At 63.6% G+C, this 19,904-nt stretch carries 13 protein-coding genes; 7 read left to right on the top strand and 6 right to left on the bottom strand.

Annotated elements, in window-relative coordinates; all coding sequences use genetic code 11:
* A partial coding sequence (locus tag WG899_RS15045) for an IS110 family transposase (protein ID WP_339596452.1) occupies positions 1 to 420 on the bottom strand: 420 nt, incomplete at its 3' end.
* A 500-nt stretch (positions 421 to 920) separates the two neighbouring features.
* On the opposite strand from WG899_RS15045, the gene flhB reads away from it, so the two are divergent.
* From flhB to WG899_RS15015, 6 genes are read left to right on the top strand one after another with little or no spacing between them, the layout of a single operon-like run.
* Entirely contained in the window at positions 921 to 2,102 is a 1,182-nt protein-coding gene (flhB, locus tag WG899_RS15040) for a flagellar biosynthesis protein FlhB (RefSeq protein WP_339596451.1), read from the top strand.
* Positions 2,102 to 4,210, top strand: a complete 2,109-nt coding sequence (gene flhA, locus WG899_RS15035) for a flagellar biosynthesis protein FlhA (protein ID WP_339596450.1) — start codon at positions 2,102 to 2,104, stop codon at positions 4,208 to 4,210. The genes flhB and flhA overlap by 1 nt, the downstream gene beginning before the upstream one ends.
* A complete protein-coding gene (flhF, locus tag WG899_RS15030) occupies positions 4,207 to 5,883 on the top strand; it encodes a flagellar biosynthesis GTPase FlhF (RefSeq protein WP_339596449.1) in 1,677 nt (558 codons plus the stop codon). The genes flhA and flhF overlap by 4 nt, the downstream gene beginning before the upstream one ends.
* A gap of 37 nt (positions 5,884 to 5,920) precedes the next feature.
* On the top strand, positions 5,921 to 6,733 hold the full coding sequence (locus tag WG899_RS15025) for a MinD/ParA family ATP-binding protein (RefSeq protein ID WP_339596448.1): 813 nt from the start codon (positions 5,921 to 5,923) through the stop codon (positions 6,731 to 6,733).
* Between the two features lie 18 nt (positions 6,734 to 6,751).
* Positions 6,752 to 7,465 (top strand): RNA polymerase sigma factor FliA, encoded by a 714-nt coding sequence (locus WG899_RS15020; RefSeq protein WP_339596447.1) that lies wholly within the window; start codon positions 6,752 to 6,754, stop codon positions 7,463 to 7,465.
* A 26-nt stretch (positions 7,466 to 7,491) separates the two neighbouring features.
* Positions 7,492 to 8,925, top strand: a complete 1,434-nt coding sequence (locus WG899_RS15015; RefSeq protein WP_339596446.1) for a methyl-accepting chemotaxis protein — start codon at positions 7,492 to 7,494, stop codon at positions 8,923 to 8,925.
* A gap of 82 nt (positions 8,926 to 9,007) precedes the next feature.
* On the opposite strand, the gene WG899_RS15010 is transcribed toward WG899_RS15015, so the two are convergent.
* Genes WG899_RS15010 through WG899_RS15000 form a run of 3 tightly spaced genes read right to left on the bottom strand, consistent with a single transcriptional unit; the run spans position 9,008 to position 13,602 of the window.
* A complete protein-coding gene (locus tag WG899_RS15010; protein WP_339596445.1) occupies positions 9,008 to 10,963 on the bottom strand; it encodes a GGDEF domain-containing protein in 1,956 nt (651 codons plus the stop codon).
* 9 nt (positions 10,964 to 10,972) lie between these two features.
* Positions 10,973 to 13,225: a putative bifunctional diguanylate cyclase/phosphodiesterase gene (locus WG899_RS15005; protein WP_339596444.1), complete on the bottom strand. Its 2,253-nt coding sequence runs from the start codon at positions 13,223 to 13,225 to the stop codon at positions 10,973 to 10,975.
* Positions 13,222 to 13,602 (bottom strand): Hpt domain-containing protein, encoded by a 381-nt coding sequence (locus tag WG899_RS15000; protein ID WP_339596443.1) that lies wholly within the window; start codon positions 13,600 to 13,602, stop codon positions 13,222 to 13,224. Before WG899_RS15000 ends, WG899_RS15005 begins: the two co-directional genes overlap by 4 nt.
* Positions 13,603 to 13,978: 376 nt before the next feature.
* On the opposite strand from WG899_RS15000, the gene WG899_RS14995 reads away from it, so the two are divergent.
* The gene (locus WG899_RS14995; RefSeq protein ID WP_339596442.1) at positions 13,979 to 15,637 is read left to right on the top strand and encodes a sensor histidine kinase; all 1,659 of its coding nucleotides are present in this window, start codon (positions 13,979 to 13,981) and stop codon (positions 15,635 to 15,637) included.
* Here WG899_RS14995 and WG899_RS14990 read toward each other — a convergent pair.
* Positions 15,616 to 16,269, bottom strand: a complete 654-nt coding sequence (locus tag WG899_RS14990; protein ID WP_339596441.1) for a response regulator — start codon at positions 16,267 to 16,269, stop codon at positions 15,616 to 15,618. The genes WG899_RS14995 and WG899_RS14990 overlap by 22 nt on opposite strands.
* A 120-nt stretch (positions 16,270 to 16,389) precedes the next feature.
* On the bottom strand, positions 16,390 to 19,884 hold the full coding sequence (locus WG899_RS14985; RefSeq protein ID WP_339596440.1) for a PAS domain S-box protein: 3,495 nt from the start codon (positions 19,882 to 19,884) through the stop codon (positions 16,390 to 16,392).
* Between the last annotated feature and the right edge of the window lie 20 nt (positions 19,885 to 19,904).

The raw sequence follows: 19,904 nt of genomic DNA, 5'->3' as shown, positions 1-19,904 counted from the left end.
CGTATCCAGCCGCGCCACCAGCGCTTGCAACTCCCGAACTCCACGGCTGGGCGCTTCCCAGGGTTGGGGTTCATGCATCCCGCAAAAGCGCGCGATGGCCTTGGCATCTCCGCCATCGGTCTTGTTGCGCAGGCCTTCGGCCTCCATGAAACGCTTCACCAACAGCGGATTCACGATGGATACCTTCACGCCATGATCGTGGAGATAGAGCGCCAGCTGCTCGTGATAAGCACCCGTGGACTCCATGCAGACATGGGTTTGCGACTTGCCGCCAGGCGCGTGGAGGTCCATCCACGCCAAGAAAGCGCCAAATCCGGCGACGCTGTTCTCGAACACTTTGGACTTGTATTTGCCCGGGGCGACGATCAAGGCCGCATCAAACTTCTTCTTGCTGACGTCGCAGCCAATCGTGGAAACCATCGGCAATCTCCAAAAGGTGCTGAAGGCATTCGACTTGCGCATCCTGATATGCGAGGTCACCGCCGGAGGCAATTCCGGCGGCGCCCCAAGACACCGTTCGAGCTACAGCGTCGAATTCGCCAAGCGTCCCAGTCTTTACCTCGGGCTCTAGGCCCAAGGAGGATCGCGGGATCGTTTCGGCGAGCTCCGGTCAGCACGGACGGAGCGGAATGAGTAGATATCAGGAGGAGCCGGCGCCTACAAGGCGGCGGCGGGGGACAGGAGCGGAATTGCGCCCCCGGCGACGCTTGGCACCATGCAGTCCGCAAAGGACTGCATGGTGCCAAAACCAGCCTGAGTCCTATTCGATGCAAGCTGTTGCCCCGTGTCGCTTTTGCCGTCGGTACTTTGTCACGCCAAAGGACGGCCTGTTTTACCGATCTTTTCTGGCTTAAGTTTTTCCGGCCACCGCGAACAATGGACCTGCGAGCAATTTCTATGCTCGCCCAGTTTTCATTGCCATGGCCGACCAAGACGCACAAGACAGAAATTTACCGGCCTCAGCCAAGAAGATCGAGAGATCTCGGGCCGAAGGCCAGTTGCCGCGTTCGCGTGATCTGCCTCATTTCGCGATGATGGTGGCGGGCGGCGCGCTGCTCAGCGTCGGCGGCCCGCGCATTGTGGATGCCTTGCAGCAGATGCTGGTCTACGCGCTGCATTTTGATGCCAGCATGCTCGCCCGAGCCGATTTCATGGGCGCACGCCTGAGCGATCTGACCCTTCGTTTTTTGGCCCTGATGCTGCCGATCAGCGCTTTTTTCTGCCTGGTGGCGGTGGCCAGCAATATCGCGTCGGGCGGCTGGAACTGGACCATGAAGCCTCTGGCGCCCAAGTTCTCGCACCTGAATCCGATCAGCGGCTTTGGACGTTTGCTGAGCGGGCAGGGCGTCGGCCAAGCCATGAAGGCGGTGGCCCTGGCTCTGGTGCTCGGTGCTATCGGCGCGGTGGTGCTGAAGGACCGTATGGCCAGCTTCGTGGGCATCATGTCGGTGCCACTGCCGGCTGCTTTGGCCTATGCCGGTCATCAATTGATGGGCGGCGCGGTGTTTCTGGGCATTGCCCTGGCCTTGTTTGCCGCCATCGATGTGCCTTTGCAGCGTCAGCTTTACATGCGGCGCATGCGCATGACCCGTGAAGAGGTCAAGCAAGAAATGAAAGAGGCCGAAGGTAACCAGGAAATCAAGGCCAGGATCCGCGCCAAGATGCGGGAGGCCTCGCGCCGCCGCATGATGGCCGCCGTGCCCACCGCCGATCTGGTCGTGATGAACCCGACCCACTATGCCGTGGCCCTGAAGTACGACGATGCCAGCATGGCCGCCCCGCGCGTAGTGGCCAAGGGCGCTGATTTGCTGGCGATGAAGATCCGCGATCTGGCCAAGGAGTCCAAGGTGCCGGTGCTGCAGTCGCCGGTGCTGGCGCGGGCGCTCTATGCCCATGCGGAGCTGGACAAAGAAATCCCGGTCAGCTTGTTCTCTGCCGTGGCCCAGGTGCTGGCCTATGTCTACCAGCTCAAGGCCGCCATGGCCGGCCGTGGACCGACGCCGGATCTGCCGAATCCACCGGTGCCGCCGGAACTCGACCCGCACAACAAACCTGGCTCGGGCTTGCCAGCCGACCCCGATCTGGAAGGTGACGAAGAATAATGAACGCGCTGATCGCTCAATTGCAAACATTGCTGGGGCCACGGGCGGCCGTGCTGAGCGCCCTCGGCGCACCAATTGCCGTCATCTTGGTGCTGTCCATGATGGTGCTGCCGCTGCCGCCATTTGCACTGGACCTGATGTTCACCTTCAACATCGCCATGGCGGTGATGGTGATGATGGTGGCGGCCAATATGGTCAAGCCACTGGACTTTGCGGCTTTCCCGACCGTGCTGCTGCTGACCACCTTGCTGCGCTTGTCGCTGAACGTCGCTTCCACTCGTGTCGTCCTGATGGAAGGCCACACCGGCACTGGCGCCGCTGGCAAAGTCATCGAGGCCTTCGGGCACTTCTTGATTGGCGGTAACTTCGCCGTCGGTTTGATCGTGTTCGCGATTCTGGTGGTGATCAACTTCATCGTGGTTACCAAGGGTGCGGAGCGGATTGCTGAAGTCGGCGCGCGTTTCACCTTGGATGCGATGCCCGGCAAGCAGATGGCGGTGGACGCCGACCTGAACGCCGGCCTGATCAACGAGGCCGAAGCCAAGCGTCGCCGCGCCGAGCTGGGCGACGAGGCCGACTTCTTCGGTTCCATGGACGGTGCCAGCAAGTTCGTGCGTGGCGATGCCGTCGCGGGCATGCTGATCCTGGTCATCAACATCGTCGGCGGCTTCATCATCGGCATGGCTCAGCACGGCTTGTCGGCCGGCCAGGCCGCCGATTCCTACATCCTGCTGGCGGTGGGTGACGCGCTGGTGGCCCAGGTACCGGCCTTGCTGATCTCGGTGGCTGCGGCCATGGTGGTGTCGCGCGTGGGCACCGATAAAGACATCGGCAGCCAGATCGGTCGCCAGGTCTTTGGCTCGGCCAAGTCGCTGGCTATCACCGCGGGTGTGATCGGCATGCTGGGCCTGATTCCGGGCATGCCGCATCTGGTGTTCTTGCTGATCGCCGGCGGCATGGGCTATCTGGCCTGGTGGCTGCGCACCCGTGATCAGGCCAAGGCCAGGGCCGAGATGGCCAGCGCCGCCGCGCCTGTGGTGCCGACCGGTGAACCGAATGGTGAAGCCAGCTGGGATGACTTGATCCCGATCGACACCCTGGGCCTGGAAGTGGGCTATCGCCTCATCAGCCTGGTCGACAAGGCCCGAGAGGGCGACTTGCTTAGCCGGATCAAGGGCGTGCGCCGCAAATTCGCGCAGGAGGTGGGCTTCCTGCCGCCTGCGGTGCATATCCGTGACAACCTGGAGCTGCGACCCAGCCAGTACCGCCTGAGCCTGCGTGGCGCGGTGGTGGGCGAGGCCGAGGCCTTCCCGGGCATGTGGCTGGCCATCAACCCTGGGCACGCCACCCAAAAGCTGATCGGCACCCAGACCACCGACCCTGCTTTTGGCCTGCCGGCGGTCTGGATCGAAGACCGGCAAAAGGAAATGGCGCAAATGGCTGGATTTACCGTGGTTGATTGTTCGACCGTGGTGGCCACCCATCTCTCACACTTGATGCAGGTCCACGCAGCTAAGTTGCTGGGCCGGGTCGAGACCCAGGCACTGGTCGAACACCTGACAAAACAAGCGCCTCAACTGATCGAAGACGTGATTCCAAAAATGGTCGGCATCGCAACATTGCAACGAGTTCTCCAGCTGCTGCTGGAGGAGGGCGTGCACATCCGTGACATGCGCTCCATCGTCGAGAGCATTGCCGAGAACAGCGCTGCCGCCGGTGTGGCCAATGACCCGGCCGAGCTGGCCCGCCGCATCCGCACCCACATCGCCCCGGCCATCGTGCAGCAGATCTATGGCCCGGTGAAGGAGCTGGACGTGATCGCCCTGGAGCCTGAGCTGGAGCGTCTGGTCACCCAGGCCCTGAATTCCCCCCACGGCGCCGCCCTGGACCCCGGTGTCGCCGACACCCTGGCCCGCAGCGCCGCCGAAACCTCGCAAGCCCAGGAAGACCGTGGCGTGCCCGCCTGCTTGCTGGTGCCCGACCTGATCCGCGCCCCCATGGCCAAACTGCTGCGCCGCGCTGCGCCGCGCCTGAAGGTGCTGGGTCACAGCGAGATTCCTGAAACCCATTCCATCCGTATCGGTTCCATCATCGGAGGCACGGCATGAACGTCAAACGCTTTACCGCTAAAACCTCCCGCGAAGCCATGGCCCTGGTGCGCCGGGCCTTTGGTGATGATGCCGTGGTGCTGTCCAACAAGCCTTGCGCCGAAGGCGTCGAGGTCTTGGCGATGGCGCCGGAAGGCATGTCGCAGATAGAGCGTGTGGCAGCCACTGCCCCACGCGTGGCAGCCCCAAGCCGTGTGCAAGCCCGTCCGGCTGCCGAAGCACCCGAAGCGAACGCCTCGCGCAGCTTTGCCGCGCGTACCGGTCAGCGTCAGGAGCCGAGCTTTGGCTATGCCGACCCGGTCAACGCCGAGGTCGATCAAGATGTGCAGACGCTGGCCATGAGCACCTTGTCCTTCCAGGACTATGTGCGTGAGCGCGTGCTCAAGCGTCGCCAGGCCGAGCTGGATGGCCGCCCCGATCCGATCCACAGCGCTGCTGTCGCAGCCGAACCTGCTTTCGAGCAACCCGGCGTTAGCTCGATCAGCGCGATTCGTCAGCAGCGTGCTCAAGCCGCCTTGCAGGCGATGCAACCACGGCGTGCCGAAGCCGCTCCGGTGGCGCCTCCGGCAGCCCCTGCGCGCCGCGCTCCGCCTGTGCTGCGCGACGAGATCCGCGTGCCCGCCATGCAGCGTGATCTGGCCGGCATGGCCGATCTTGGTCAAATGAATGAGCTGGCCGATCTGCCCAACCGTGGCCGTCGCGATCAGCAAGACATGATGAACGAGCTGCGCTCGATGAAGGGTCTGATCGAAGAGCGCTTCGGTGCCTTGGCCTTCATGGAAAAGCTGCAGCGCCAGCCGGTGCAGGCGCGCCTGACCCAAAAGCTGCTGGAAATCGGCTTCTCGCCCGCCTTGGTGCGGAAGCTGGTGGAAGGCTGCCCCGCCGAGTTCAAGGGCGGGCCGAACGAGGCCGCCGACGAAACCAGTTGGGCCGCCAATGTGCTGTCTCGCAACCTGATGACCGACGAGGCCAGCCCGGCCTTGGAAGAGCAGGGCGGCGTGTTCGCCTTGATCGGCTCCACCGGCGTCGGCAAGACCACCACCACCGCCAAGATCGCCGCCGCTTTCGCGACCCGCTTCGGCGCCGCCAATCTGGGCCTGATCACGCTGGACGCCTACCGGGTTGGCGCACACGAACAGCTGCGCGCCTATGGCCGCATCTTGGGCGTGCCGGTGCACACCGCGCATGACCGCGCTTCCTTGGAAGACCTGCTCGAGCTGCTGTCCAGCAAGAAGATGGTGCTGATCGACACCGCCGGCATGGCCCAGCGTGACACCCGCACCAACGAACTGCTCGACATGCTGGCGCACCGCAGCGTGCGTAAGATTTTGGTCGTCAACGCCGCTCAACAGGGCGAGACGATTGAAGACGTGGTCAGTGCCTGGCGCGCGTCTGAATGCCACGGCGTGGTCTTGTCCAAGATCGACGAGGCCGTCAAGCTGGCTCCTGCGCTGGACACGCTGATCCGCCACAAGCTGAAGGTCTTGGGTGTGACCAACGGTCAGCGTGTGCCCGAAGACTGGCACCGTCTGTCGTCTCAGGCTCTGGTACAGCGCGCGCTGCGTGCCGTGGCCGCCGGCGCCTGGCGCATGGACAACGCCGACGTCAACCTGATTTTTGCCGGTGGGCCCGCGCTTGGCCCCCAGCACGCGGCCGCCATGGGCGCCTTCTAAGCCGCCCCGCCGATCAATAAAAGAATTGGACAGCATCATGCGCGACCACTACCTCCCCCACCACTCCCTGGCCCCGCAAGATCAGGCCGACGGCCTGCGTCGTTTGTTCGCCAGCTCGCGTGTGCGCTTCATCCCGGTGGTCAGCAATCCGCATGTGGTGGGTTCCGGCGTGTTGCTGGAGGGACTGTGTGCCGCCTTCGCCGAGCTCGGTCTGCACACCCTGGTGGTGGACGCGGGTGAGACTTCGCCCAAGCCTTCCGAGCTGGCCTCGGTGGACCTGAGTTCTTGCGTGGACCGACTGTCCAAAGATGTGTCCTACTTGGCAGCCCGCGGCCTGCCGATGCGCTATATCAATGCCAATGGCTCGGCTGCTCAGTTTTTGGAAGCGGTGACCGATGCCGCACCGCACGCCGATGTGGTTTTGCTGCACGCCAGCGCCGCCGAGTTGGCGCGCGTGGTGGCCTTGCGCGAAGTGCGCCCGGTGCTGCTGGCCGACACCGACACTCAAAGCGTCACCCATGCCTACGCCGGCATGAAGTGGTTGGCCAGCCGTGCCGGCCTGATGGTCTACAGCCTTTTGCTGGCCAGCTCGCCGCAGCTGCGTTTGTCTGACCGGATCGCTCAGCAGATCAGCAGCTGCGCCGATGGTTTCCTCGGTGCGGTGCTGCGTGACTGGGCCTGCATGGACCCGAAATGCCCACCGACCGCACCGATTGCCCCTGAAGTCCGCCACTTGGCGCGTGAATTGCTGATGGCTGCCCCACCCGGAGCGGCCTTGGAGGCCTCGGTCAACGCCAGCCCACTGCGCCCCGCGCAGCGCTCGCCGTTTTTGTCCGCCGCCACTGTTTGATTGCCGCTGGAGCTGATGATGTATACCGCCAAAGGCCGCCTCGATAATTCCTCACTCATCAAGCAATACAGCCCCTTGGTGCGACGACTGGCGCATCAGATGATCGCCAAGTTGCCGGCTAATGTGGAGATCGATGACCTGATCCAGGTCGGATTGATCGGCCTGACCGATGCCTTGTCGCGGTTCGATATCGGCCAGGGCGTTCAGTTTGAAACTTTCGCCACTCAGCGTATTCGCGGTGCCATGCTGGACGAGCTGCGCGGCGGCGACTGGATGAGCCGCGGCACACGTCGCCAGCAGCGTGAGATCGAAGGCGCGGTGCGCAAGCTCGAGCAAGAGCTGGGCCGCGCGCCGGTGGAGAGCGAAATTGCCTCCGAAATGAAGATCCCGCTGGCCGAGTACCAAGATCTGTTGGGCAAGGTGCGCGGCACGCAGCTGGTGTATCTAGAGGATATGTCCGGCGATGAGGGCGATGAGGACTTCCTTGATCGCCATGTGGCCGACCACAGCAACAACCCGATGCTCAAGTTGCAGGACCACCGTATGCGCGAAGCGCTGGTGGCCGCCATCAAGAACCTGCCCGAGCGTGAGCAGCACATGATGAGCATGTACTACGAGCACGACATGAATCTGAAGGAAATCGCGGTGGTTTTGAAGGTCACCGAGTCGCGGGTCTGTCAGCTGCACAGCCAGGCCATCGCCCGTCTGCGTGTCAAGCTGCGCGACTGGTAAGACGCTGCGCGAAGCTTGCAGCAGACTTGCTGTCGACTCGCCTGAGCCGGCAAGTCGCACAAAAGAACAGCGGGCGGTCGGTGCGACCGCTCTTGGAGGACTACGTGGCACTTTGGTGGAAGCAGAAGCCGGAAATTGAGATTCAAGCGAGCGCGCCGCCGCAGCGGCCTCGGCAAACCGAGTCATCCGAACTGTTGATCCAAGAAATTGCGCGCTCGGCCTCCGGTGTAGGCAAGGACGCGGCCGAGGTCCGCGGTGTGTTGGAAGACACGCAAAAGGTCGTGATGGCGCAGGCCCAGGCGATGGGCGAGCTGTCGAACGATCTCACCGAGGTGCGTCAGGCCCAGCAAGCCATCAGCCAGGCCACCGAAAAATCGCGCTCGGCAGTGTCCCGCGCCAGCACCGCGCTGGAAGGGGTGGGCAACGAGGTGGGCGGCATCGTGCAGACACTGCGCCAAGTGTCGGAAGCCGCGTCAGAGATCACCAAGATTGCCCTGCAGACCCGCCTGGTGGCCTTCAACGCCTCGGTTGAAGCGCGTCGCGCCGGCGAGGCGGGGCGAGGGTTTGGCGTGGTCGCCGATGCGGTGAAGGACTTGGCTGGCAAGGTCGAGAGCTCATCCAAGGCCATCATGGGCACGGTGCTGGCCCTCGATACACGCATTGAGGCCTTCAGCCGCGAATTGCGCCGCGATGCCTCGCAGGCGCAGCAAAGCGCTATCCATCAGGCCTTTGGTGAAGTGCGCAGCGATGTCGATGGCATTGCCGAATCTGCCTTGCAGAGTGAGCGCACTGTGCAAGCTTTGTCTGAGCGTGCGGCCACGCTGGAGCAGGATGTGCAACAGGCGATGATCAATCTGGATGCTGCCTTGTCCTGCAGCGAGCGCTTCTTGAAACTGTCGGAACAACTGATCGAAAAAATCGCGGGGTCGGGGATTGAGGTCGACGACGCACCCTATATCCGCGCGGCTCAAGCGGCCGCCGCCGAGATTTCCACCCTGCTGGAAGGGGCCGTGCAGCGCGGCCAGATCAGCACGGCACAGCTGTTTGACACACATTACCGCCCCGTGGCCGGAAGCAATCCCGCGCAATGTCTGACCGACTTTGTCGACGTCGCCGACCGGCTCTTCCCCGCCGTGCAGGAGCGCATGTTGTCCTTCAGCGGCAAGGTGGTCTATTGCATTGCCGTGGACCAAAATGGTTATGTGGCGACCCACAACAAGAAGTATTGCCAGCCGCAGCGCAGCGGCGATGTGGTGTGGAATACCGCCAATAGCCGCTATCGGCGCATCTTCAATGACCGCACCGGGCTGGCCTCGGCGCGCAATCAGCGGCCCTTCTTGCTGCAAACCTATCGGCGCGATATGGGCGGCGGCAACTTCGTGTTGCTGAAGGAAGTTTCGGCTCCCATCATGGTGGGCGGCAAGCATTGGGGCGGCTTGCGCCTGGCCTTCAACTTCTAAGCTTGCCAAGCTCCGCCGCACAGGCGGGGGCACCCGAGGCGCTGTTGCTAGCGCTGTCTCGTGCGCTTTCGCCTTGCTTGGGTCAAGGCGCCACGCAGGCCTTGTTCTTGCCCGTGTGCTTGGCTTCGTACAAGGCCACATCGGCCCGGTCCAGCGCCGTCTCGAGGGTTTCGCCGGGCCGGTAATGCGTGACGCCGGCCGAGAAGGTGATGAAGACGTCCTTGCCTTCATGCAGGAACAGGCTGCTGGAAAGGGCTCGTTGCAGCCGCTGCAGTACCGCCTGGGCTTCATCCAATGGCGTGGCCGGCAGCATCAGCACAAATTCCTCACCGCCATAGCGTGCCACCAAGTCGCCGGGCCGCAACTCCTTGGAGACGCGCTCGGCCAATGACTTCAGCGCTTGATCACCGGCGCCGTGGCCGAGCGAGTCATTCAGGCGTTTGAAGTTGTCGATGTCCAACAGGGCCAAGGCGATGCGATTGCTCGCGGCCGTCTCGGCGCTAGCTTCCGCGGCACCGTCCGGGCCGGCCTCACGTTCGATCTTGGCTTGCTCCACAGCGAAGGCGGCCAACAGGCCGCGGCGATTGGCAATCTGGGTCAGCTGATCGGTCTGCACTTCATTCGACAAGCGGCGCAACTCGCCTTCCAACTCTTCGACGCGCTGACTCATGCTGCTGGCCCGCTGGTTTTCCAGCGTCAAGCGTTCCTGGGTCTGGCGCACCAGCGACTGCACGCTGCGGCTTTCCTCGACCATTTCGCGCACCACGCCCGCCAGGCTTTCCAGTGAGTCGGCCTTCTCGATCACCTCGGCGTAGCGCCCGACGCTGTTTTGGAAGCGGTCGGTGTGCTGGCCCAATTCGCCCAACTCAGCCAGCATCTGGTGGATCAAAGACTTGAGCGAATCACGCGCCCGGCTGCGCTCATCGCGCAAGGCGCGCTGGCGTTCACGGGTGCCGCCTAGCATCTCGGTGACCGAACGCACGCCTCGGCCGCTCAGGCCTTGCTCCAGCGTGTTGTTCATCGCCTCGCATTGGCCGCGCGCCCAGGAATCATCCTCGGCCAGATCAACCAAGCTGGCACTGAGTTCCCGGCACAACTGCCCGAGCTCATCGAACAGGTGTTGGCGATGGTCCAGCATATGGCGCGCACGTTGACACAGCGCGTCCATTTGCGCGGCTCGCTCGGGCGTGGCGCCAGTTTGCAGCAGTTCCTTTTGAGCGGCGTTCAACTCGGCCATCAAGTCCGCGGCGTAGCCTTCGCGGCTGTGCAGCGCATGCTGCACCGTGCCATGCAGCGATGTCTCGATATCGGGCCAAACCGAAGTGAAATTGGCGCTCAAGGGCGCTTGACTGTCGGCTTGGCCAGGACTTGGCATCGGCGCCAAATTCAGCAAGGGCTCGGCCGCGCTGCCGGGCTCGGAGTCGTCGCTGTCGGATCGGCTGTTCGGAAAATCTTCCTCCAGCATGAATTGGGTCGGCGAGCCACTGTTGCCGTCGTCCTCGGATGTGCTGATGTTGGCGTCGGCCACATCGCTGTCCCAACTGCTGACCAATTGCTGCATGCGCTTGAGCATGCGCTTGGCGTCGCTGCGATTGTTTTCCAAGACGCGCTGCAGGCCGTCTTTCTTGCGTGCCAGCGTCCACTGCCGGCCACCGCGCTCCAGCCCGCGTACCAAGCGTTCCAGCACCTGGGCCAGCACCTCGGCCTGCGCTGCCGGGCCTTCACTGGCCTGCAATTGCTCGACTTGCCGGATCGCATCCTCCCAGCGGGCCTCGCGCACGCAGGTTTGCAGGTCCATGCGCTGCTGGCTGCCGCCAACCCCCAACGTCATCAGCTTGCTGAGCAGCGACTGCGCCCCTTCGTTCAGGGTTGCGGGCGCGGCTTCGGTGCCCGACTCCACGGCGTAGGCGCGTGCATAGTTTTCCGGGGTGGGTTCGAGTTGCGCTTGAGCCAGACGCAACAAAGCGGCCTTAGCGATTTGTGCCGCAGGGGCACCCGCGGGCGACCGTGCCGGAGAGGGGCGGCGTTGCTCATCCATGCCTGATTCCTAACGAAGACCGCCGACGGGGTAAAGCGCTTCCGGGGGCGCGCCGTCCCCCCCGTTGTCGATGTCACCATTGGCTCGGGCGATCCAGGGCGCCTTGCGCGGCAACACGGTCTGCGCCAGCCACTGCTCCACCTCTTCGGGAGGCAAGGGCTTGCTGAACAAAAAGCCTTGCATCAGGCTGCAGCCGAGCCGGTGCAGTACGTCCATCTGCCGCATGGTTTCCACGCCTTCTGCGATCACCCTCAAGCCCATCGCGCGGGCCAGCGCGATGATGGCCGTGACCACGGCCGAGCTCTGCGGCGTGATGCCGAGGTCGCGCACAAAGGTGCGGTCAATCTTGACTTCGGAGATCGGCAGCGTGGTCAGATAGGCCAGCGAGGAATAGCCGGTGCCGAAGTCATCGATCGAAATCTCGACACCGACCTCGTTCAGACGGTGCAGCGCCGGGATCACGTTCTGCAAGTCCTTCATCAGGTTGTTTTCGGTGATCTCGAGTTGAATCGCCCGGTGCGGCACGCCGTAGGCGCTGACACATTGGTGGATGTGCTCAACCAGATCGGATCGCTCGAACATGCGGCTGGGCAGGTTGACCGCGATCGAGTCGGAGAAGCCGAAATTGAGTTGCCAGATCTTCGCTTGGCGTGCGGCTTCTTTCAGCGCCCATTCGGACAAAGGCACGATCAGGCCGGTTTCCTCCGCCAGCGGGATGAAGTCGCCCGGCGGCACCAGTTTGTCGCCGCGCTTCCAGCGCATCAAGGCTTCGGCCCCCACCATGCGGGCGCCTCGTACATCGATCTTGGGCTGGTAATGCAGCACGATCTCGCCACGCTCCAGCGCCTTGTGCAACGCGCTCTCCAGCTCCAACTTCTCGCGCCCTTGGCCGGCCAATTGCGGCGTGTAAAGCGCCGAGGCATTGCGGCCCTGCGACTTGACCGCGTACATGGCGACGTCGGAGTTGCGCAGCAGGTCGGCCATGGTCTGGCCATCACGGGGGTAGATGGCGATGCCAATGCTGGCGGTGACAAAACATTCTTGGCCGGACAAAAAGATCGGCTCGCGCAGGGCTTCCAACACGCGTTCGGCGACACGCTCGGCGTCGCTGTCATCGGCCACTTCGGGAAGCAGCGCCACGAACTCATCGCCGCCGAGTCGCCCCACAGCCTCCAAGGTGCGGTGTGAACGGCCGCCAACGGTTTCGAGCATGCCTTCCATGACCTGATCGGAGTGGCGCACGCAGCCGCGCAGGCGTCGACCCACTTCGACCAGCAATTCGTCACCGGCCGCATGGCCCAGCGTGTCGTTGATGATTTTGAAGCGATCCAGATCGATCAGCAGCAGGCCGACCTCGTGGCCGCCGCGCCGAGCTTGTTCGATGGCGCGTTCGACGCGCCAGATCAGCTGGCGTCGGTTCGGCAGACCGGTCAGTGCATCAAAATGCGCCAATTGCCGGATGCGGTCTTCGGCATGGCGGCGGTCGGTCACGTCTTGCAGCACGCCGGTGTAGCCATTGGCATTGCCGAGTTCGTTGAACTCGGGCTCGGCTTCGATATGGACCACGCGCTGGCGCCCGTCCAGCAAGGTCACCGGCAGATCGGTAACCAGCACCGAGTTGTGCGCGATCACATCGCGCAGCAAACGCAAGAACAGTTCGCGCTCTTCGCGCGGCACCATGCGCATCACGCCAATAAAGTCCAGGCGTTCGTGCGGCCCACGCCCGAAGACCCGCAGCGCTTCGGCGGCCAGCGTGAAACCGCTGCTGGCGTACCACTCGAAACTGCCCATGCGGGCCAGGTCTTGCGCGCGCGCCAAACGTGCCTTGCTACGCTCTAACTCGATGCGGGTGCGGGAACTGCGCAGCAGGTAGCGCAGCCGGCCGGCCAGCAGGCTCCATTGAGACGATTTGACGAAAAAGTCGGTCGCGCCGACCTGGTAGGCGTGATTGATCGATGCGTCGTCATCGAGGCCGGTCAGCATCAGCACCGGGGTTGACTCAAAGCCTGGCTTTTCGCGCAGCAGCTTGCAGGTCTCGAACCCGTCCAGTTCCGGCATCATGGCGTCCAGCACGATCATGTCCGGCGCGGCCGAGTTGATCAAGGCCAAGGCCTGCACGCCGCTCTGGGCTTCTGTCACTTCAAAGCCGCGCTCTCGCAGGGCGACAGCGGTCAACAGCAGATTCACCTCGTCGTCATCGACGAGCAGAATTTTCGGCTGTTCCGGCAGTTCGTTATCCAGCAAAGGGGCTTGATCTTTCATGAGGGGTTTGGCGACATGTCCAGCAGGGCTTGCCGCACCAAGGCAACTTGCCCAAGCATACCGTCAAGCAGTGAATCCATGCCGTCGGTTTGGCCTTGTCTGGCCATTGTTTCGATCGTGGCGCAGCGTTCCGCCAGGTCCATCGCGCCCAAACTGGCTGAAGATGACTTCAAGGTGTGGCTGATGTGACGCACCACGTTCAAGTCGATCGACTCAGCGCGAGCCCGCTCCAATTCCGGCAGCATGCGCTCCAGCGCCTTCAAATACGCGGCGATCACGCGCTCGATCAGCTTGTTGGCACCACTCGGGTCAAGCTCTCGCAAGCGTTCAAGCGCAACCGGGTCCAGGCAAGAGGCAGGGGTGTTGGGGCTGGTCATGGAGCTTCCATCGGGCGATGAATGCGGCGAGTCTTCTGATGGCAGGGCAGCCCTGCCATTGTCGTTGTGCGGAACCGTCGGTGGATCGCTTTTCAGCATAGCGGACAAGATGAAAAAGAAAATTGATCAGGATTCAAAGTACGCGCAGATTGACCATCATGTCCGCAAGACTTGCACTTCTTTGCCGCAGCAGATCCACGTGGAATGCGGACTGTAGCTGCATGGACCGAGCCTAGGCAATCAAGTGGTCAAGATTGTCAATCCAGCCTGGGCCGGCCGGTCCCCGGGCACTTCAAGCTGATTCGTTGTATATCGGCCGCGGGCGTTGGAACTTGAGTGTGTGGGTGACCCGCATCGCGTCCTTACAATGAGTCGCATGAACAGCCTCAGTGAAGCACGCAACACCGCGCAGCGCTTGCCCCGCTGGAGCGCTGTGCTCTTGCTGGCCTTGGGTTTGGGGCTGTTGATGCTGGCACTTGCGGGCCTGTTCTTTGCCGCGCGGCAGGTGGACGGCCTGGGCTTGGCCAGCTTGTTGCTGGTTGGGCTGTGCACGGCCATGCTGCTGCTGGGCATGTTGGCGCTTGGCTGGCATGTCGGTGTGCGTTTGACGCGCCAGCAACTCGGCGAGGCCTTGCGTGAGTCGCGCATGCAGACCCAAGCCCTGGCGCAGTTGCGCAGTGATCACCTTTGGTGCAGCGACGCCGAACACCATTTGGTGCGTTGGCAGGCCCCGCAGGCGGGTCCGGTGTCCAGCTGGGTGGGGCAGGTTGCCACCGAGTGCCTGTGGCAGCGCTTTGGGCTGCAGGAATGGCCGCCGACGGCTTCCGCGGATGCGGGTGGCGGTGATGCCAATCAAGCCAAGGATGCGATTGACGCCATTGATTCAGGCGAGGCTTTGCGGCGCGAGTTGTCGCGTGGTCTGACCACCCTGGACCTGCGCGTTGTGTCGCGCGATGCGACCAAGCAAGGTTGGCGCTTGCGGGCCGTGGCCCAGTTCGACGGGCAGGGGCGTTTCAGCGGCTACCAGGGTTCGGCACAAGAGTTGCTCGAGGCCCCGACCGCTTGGCTCGAGGCCCTGCCCGGGCCGGCGTGGCTGCTAGATCATGGCCGTACCGCAAGCAGCCCCGATGCGGTGCACTTGCGGGCCCAAAATACCCAGGCGGCCGCTTTGATGGGCCCCGAGGTCAGTGTCGGGGCCAGTTGGACTGCGTGCACCGAGCAGTTGTCTCCGCTGCTGGGTGAGGCCTTGGCCAAGCATCCACCGCGCAGCTTTACCGACGCGAGTGGGCGTTATCAATTGGCGGTTCTTTGGCCGCAGGCTCCCGCCGAACCTGAGGCTTTGCGCGACGAGGCAGCCTCGCAATCGGCTCACGAGCATGAGTCCTTCAGCTATACCGTCTCGCATGATTTGCGTGCACCGCTGCGCGTGGTGGAAGGTTTTGCTCGCATCTTGAAAGAGGACTATGGCCGGGTGCTGGACCGCATCGGCAACGACCATCTCGACCGTGTGATGGGCGCGGCCGCGCGCATGAACAGCATGATCGACTCGCTCTTGTCCCTGGCGCAGTTGTCGGCTCAACCGCTGGCCCGCCAGCCGGTCAATCTGTCGCAACTGGCCGGTTTTGTGCTTGAAGAGTTGATGCGGGCCGCCCCCGATCGCCAAGTCGCCGTGCACATCCAGCCGCATATGTTGGCGCAGGGCGACCCTACCTTGCTGCGCATGGTCTTGGAGAACTTGTTGGGCAATGCCTGGAAGTACAGCGGCAAGCGCGCCCAAGCGCAAATTCGCTTTGAGGCCTTGCAGGAGTCGGGTCAGTGGATCTATCGGGTCAGCGACAACGGTGCCGGTTTTGACATGCGCTTTGCCGACCGTTTGTTTGGCGTCTTCCAGCGCCTGCACAGTGCCAGCGATTTCCAGGGCACCGGCGTGGGCCTGGCTTCGGTGCGCCGCATCGTGCGCCGCCACGGCGGCGAGATTTGGGCCGAATCTGAAGTGGGCGAGGGCGCCCGCTTTTACTTCACATTGGCGGGCTGAGCCAGCATCTCTACCGCCTCCACCAGCAGGCGGGCTTGCGCTTGCGGCGTCCGCCCTTCGGCGGCCGACAGCTTTTGCAGGCGATCGAATGCGTCGAGCCTGTTGAGTGAATAACGGTGCATCAGCACGCCAATCGCCATGGCCACCAATTGCTCCACGGGCAACTCAGGCGTCGTGGCGGCAGCGTCGACCTTGTCGACCTTTACGGCCTTGTCTGCTTGGGCGCCCGCAGTGGCTTGCGCGGTTTGTGCGGCCTGCGCCATGCGTCGATTGGCAAATGCAGCTTCGACGGCCGGCACGATCTGGTGGATATCCAGCGGCTTGACCAGATAGGCCACCGCACCCAGTTCTTTGACCTTGGCCACCGTTTCTTCGTCGGCAAAGGCAGACAAGAACATGAAGGGAATGTGCAGGTATTCGCGCAAATAGGCGGCCACATCGAAGCCGCTCATGCCTTCCATGCGGATGTCGAGCAGGGCCAGTTCGGGTCGGTGCTCGCGCGCCAGCAAGATGGCGTCGTCGCCGTTGTCGGCATCGATGACCTCGAAGCCAGCTTGCGCCAAGCCATAGGTCAAGGTCGCCAACACCAAGCGGTCATCATCGACTACGAGTATCTTGCCCTTGTTGCTCACCGTTGGAGGTCCCCCGCTGCGCCGCGCGCTGTGCTGTCCATGGGCCGGCTGAATACCGGTTTTGTGGTGCCATTGTCACCGAAACCGGCGTGATGCTTCGCCGGCCGCCTTTCTCCCCGTTCAGTCCGCCGGCAAACTGACGCTGGGGGCGAGCAACTCAACCCGGCAAACGACGCTGTCGGCGCGCTGAGTCAGGCTCAACTGGGCCGTGCGACGGGGGAGCAAGGCTCGCACCAAACCCAGGCCCGACACACCGCCGGGCACCTGGTTCAGGCTGAAGTCGGCGGGCAAGTTGCCGGGGTTGATGATTTCGACCGCCACGCTGCTCAGCTCGCACACCAGCGTGCATTGCACCTGGCCGTCGAAGCTGTGTTTGATGGCATTGGTCAGCAACTCGTTCAGGGTCAGCGCGATTGGGATCGACTCGGCCTCTGGCAAGGTCCAATCATTGACGCGCGCCTGAGTAGCGCCTTCGATCTGGGTGACGATGCTGCGCCCATACATGCGTTGCACCGAGCCGATGATGGCATCCATCACGCGCCGAATCTTCAGCGGGCCGGAGCTGCCGACCTGCAGGCCATAGACCTGTGCAATGGCATGCACTTGGCCTACCGCCTCATTGATCACCGGCGCCACTTCCGGACGCCGTGCGGCAATTTGCTGCAGCAGGCCGGCCACGCCTTGCAAATTGTTCTTGATGCGGTGATGCACCTCTCGCACCAGCAACTCGCGCTGCGAAATCGCCGCTTCCAGGCGCGCTTCTTCCGCGGCACGGTGTTCTGTGACATCACTGGCCACCAGCAAGAGCTGCTCGGGCGTGCCTTCTTCGATGCCTTCGGCGTCCTCGGTGGTGCCGGCCAGATGCAAAAAGCGCGCATCCCAGACCCGCATCTGCTCACCGGTGCCGAGCTTGTACTCATGCTGGGTGACCGCGCTGGCTTGCAGGGCCGCCAACATATCGCGGCGAATCAGCTCACCCTGCTCGCGGCCGAACAAGTCTTCCGGGCTGGCGCCCATCAGTTCTTCTTCGCTGCGGCCGGCCAGGCTGGCTGCGGCTTGGTTGATCTTCTCGACCGCCAGTGTTTTGGCGTCGTGCAAGCTGATGGCCAGCGGTGCCGCTTCGATGATGCGGCTCAGCGAGGCCTGAGCCTGCAGGGTTTGGGCTTCGGCTTGGCGGCGGCGGTCGATGTCCAGCAGCGCATAGGTCAGTTGCCGGCCGGAGGCGCGTGAGCCGGTCACCACCACATTGCCCACCACCCAGAATTCGCGGCCATCACAGGCCTTGAGCTTGCACTCGAAGGCCTCGGCCTGGCCCTCGGTCAGCTCTTCCAGATAGTGGGTGTGGCGGAACGGGTGGTCGGAGGATGGTGTGGCCACCACACTCATCGGATGGCCAGCGAATTCGTTCAAGTCACCGCCGAACATGCGCCGGGCCGAGCGATTCATCCATTCGATGCCGCCGCGTCCGACCGTGACGATGCCGACCAGCACCGAGTCCAGCACGGCGCGCTCGCGCTCGGTTTGTAGCATCAAGGACTGCTGGGCCCGCCAGCGGTCATCCACATTGACGTAGGTGGCAATCACCCCTTCGTCGGGCGCCCCGGGGCGCATCACCCGCTTGCTGATTTGCATCCACAAGGCTGAGCCATCGCGCCGGCGCACGCGCCGCTCGCCGCGCCACAAGCCGTGGGTTTTCAAGGCCAGCTCGACCGCTTCGGTCTGGTTGTCAAAGTCCAGCGAGGTGTCGAACAACTCTTGGTGGGCGAGCCCGCTGAGTTCGTGGATGCGATAGCCGGTCAGATTGGCCAAGGCGTCATTGGCGCGCGCCACACGTCCACCGCGCAAAATGGCAATGCCTACATCCGAGAGGCTGAACATCATCTCGCGGTCTTGCACCAGCGCTTCCAACTCGGCCTGTTGGGCCTTCAGTCGGCTGATGTCGCTGATGACGGCAATTGTTTCGGCTTGCGGTGCCGGACCGGCGCTGCCGGCTTCGGCCGCGACGTTGACACAGCGCAGGCTCAAGGACAACCAGCGCGGTTGGGCCGCCTCGGTACCGACCTGCAAAAACTCCGCTTCAAAGGGCGGCAGTTCCCGCAGGTTCGGCAGTGCCGTCTGGATCTTTTGTGCCAGTTCGGGCAGGGCTGCAAACAGCTGGGCGATCGGTGCTCCGGCGGCTGGGGTGCTGGCCAGCCCCAACATTTGCCCAAAACCGTGGTTGCAGCGCAGCAGGGTTTCGCCGCGCAGATAGGCCAGCCCGAGGCTGGCACCGTCCATGATGGTGGTCAACTCGTGCAGCAATTGCTCGCTGCGGTTCTCGGCTTGCGCTTGGGCGGTCACATCCAATGTAACCACCGAGGTGGTGCGCTGGCCCGATTTCAGCTGCCCCGGTTCCACCCGCGTCAGCAACCAGCGGCGGCCCAGTTCCGGATGGCGTACCGCATAGCGCACCTCGACCCGCTCGCCCTTTTTCAAGGCGCGTTGCAGCTTCTCGAATTCAGGCAGCGAGGCCGTTTCCACAAGGTCGCGCCCAATGCCCTGCAAGCCCGCCAATGGGTTGCGAGATGCGCCCGAGCTGGTGCTGCTTGCACTGCTGGCGCCATTGTTGGGCCGAGCGCTGCGCGGGCGCAGCCAGCCGGCATCTTGCTGGAATGTGGCCAGTCCGACGCTGGCCGTGTCCATCAAAGCATCCAGCTGTTGATGGGCCAGATCGCGCTCTTGTTCAAAGGTGTGGTCCTCCAGCGCCGCCAGGAAGCGGCGCGGCAGGCCCGGTCGCGTGGGACTGAGGGCTTGCACCCGGCCTTGCAGCCAATGCACCCGACCCGAGGGACCGGGCAGGCTGGCTTGGGTGACGATGAAGGCCTCGGGCGAACTCAGATTCAGCAAGGACTCTTGCACCTGACCGTGTTGCCAGGCCAGCAATGTTTGCAGCGCCGGGTCGGCCTCCTGCAACGCGCTCGGCAGTTGCAGGCACAGGGCCGCGAAGGCGGCATTGCTCTTCAGCAGCAGACCATTGGCGTCAAACAAGACCATCGGTGACGGACTCAGCTTGAACCACTGGTTCAGCTCCGCGAATTCGCGCGCCACCACCTCATTGGCGCAGGCTTGCAGCAAGGCTTGGTTGTCGTCTGGCTCCGCTTCGGCGGCCGTGCTTGAAGGCTTGCTGGGCGGCGCGCTGGTGCCCGTGTTGGTGGCCGCGCTGGCAGCGGACGGTTTGAGCTTGCCGCGCGGCTTTTCTTCGGGGCGGGCGTGCAGCAGCCAGCGCGCGGCATCCTCGGCGCCTTGCGGCTCCAGCGCGACCAGGGTCAGCAGGGCGCGCTGGCCCCCGGCCAGTTTTAAGCCAGGCGCGGGTGGACCCTTGCGGCCATCCAGCAGTGCGCGGCTGGCCAGGCGCAACCAGTCGCCGAGCCGGCCACCATGGCTGGTGTGCAGACCATGCAGACCCTTGCCGGGGCTCTGGCCGGGCGCTTGTTCCAGCATTTGCAGCGCGCCGGCATTGGCTTCCAGCACCTGCAGCGCTTCGTCCAGCAGCAGTACCGGATCGCTGATCAAGTTGAAAAGGCCGCGCAAGGCGGCCTGATCTTGGGGCAGGAGGGAAAGTTGATCCGAGGACATTGGCCGCGAGTTTACGGGCA

Source organism: Paucibacter hankyongi, assembly GCF_037482915.1.
GTDB classification, from domain to species: domain Bacteria; phylum Pseudomonadota; class Gammaproteobacteria; order Burkholderiales; family Burkholderiaceae_C; genus Paucibacter_A; species Paucibacter_A hankyongi.
This window is presented reverse-complemented; position numbering and strand designations above follow the sequence as displayed.

Excerpts from the sequence above, each read along its gene's own strand:
- flhF (WP_339596449.1), top strand. The coding sequence starts at position 4,207 with ATGAACGTCAAACGCTTTACCGCTAAAACCTCCCGCGAAGCCATGGCC.
- WG899_RS14985 (WP_339596440.1), bottom strand. The coding sequence starts at position 19,884 with ATGTCCTCGGATCAACTTTCCCTCCTGCCCCAAGATCAGGCCGCCTTG.
- WG899_RS15025 (WP_339596448.1), top strand. The coding sequence starts at position 5,921 with ATGCGCGACCACTACCTCCCCCACCACTCCCTGGCCCCGCAAGATCAG.
- WG899_RS15005 (WP_339596444.1), bottom strand. The coding sequence starts at position 13,225 with ATGAAAGATCAAGCCCCTTTGCTGGATAACGAACTGCCGGAACAGCCG.
- WG899_RS15010 (WP_339596445.1), bottom strand. The coding sequence starts at position 10,963 with ATGGATGAGCAACGCCGCCCCTCTCCGGCACGGTCGCCCGCGGGTGCC.
- WG899_RS15000 (WP_339596443.1), bottom strand. The coding sequence starts at position 13,602 with ATGACCAGCCCCAACACCCCTGCCTCTTGCCTGGACCCGGTTGCGCTT.
- WG899_RS15020 (WP_339596447.1), top strand. The coding sequence starts at position 6,752 with ATGTATACCGCCAAAGGCCGCCTCGATAATTCCTCACTCATCAAGCAA.
- flhB (WP_339596451.1), top strand. The coding sequence starts at position 921 with ATGGCCGACCAAGACGCACAAGACAGAAATTTACCGGCCTCAGCCAAG.
- flhA (WP_339596450.1), top strand. The coding sequence starts at position 2,102 with ATGAACGCGCTGATCGCTCAATTGCAAACATTGCTGGGGCCACGGGCG.
- WG899_RS14995 (WP_339596442.1), top strand. The coding sequence starts at position 13,979 with ATGAACAGCCTCAGTGAAGCACGCAACACCGCGCAGCGCTTGCCCCGC.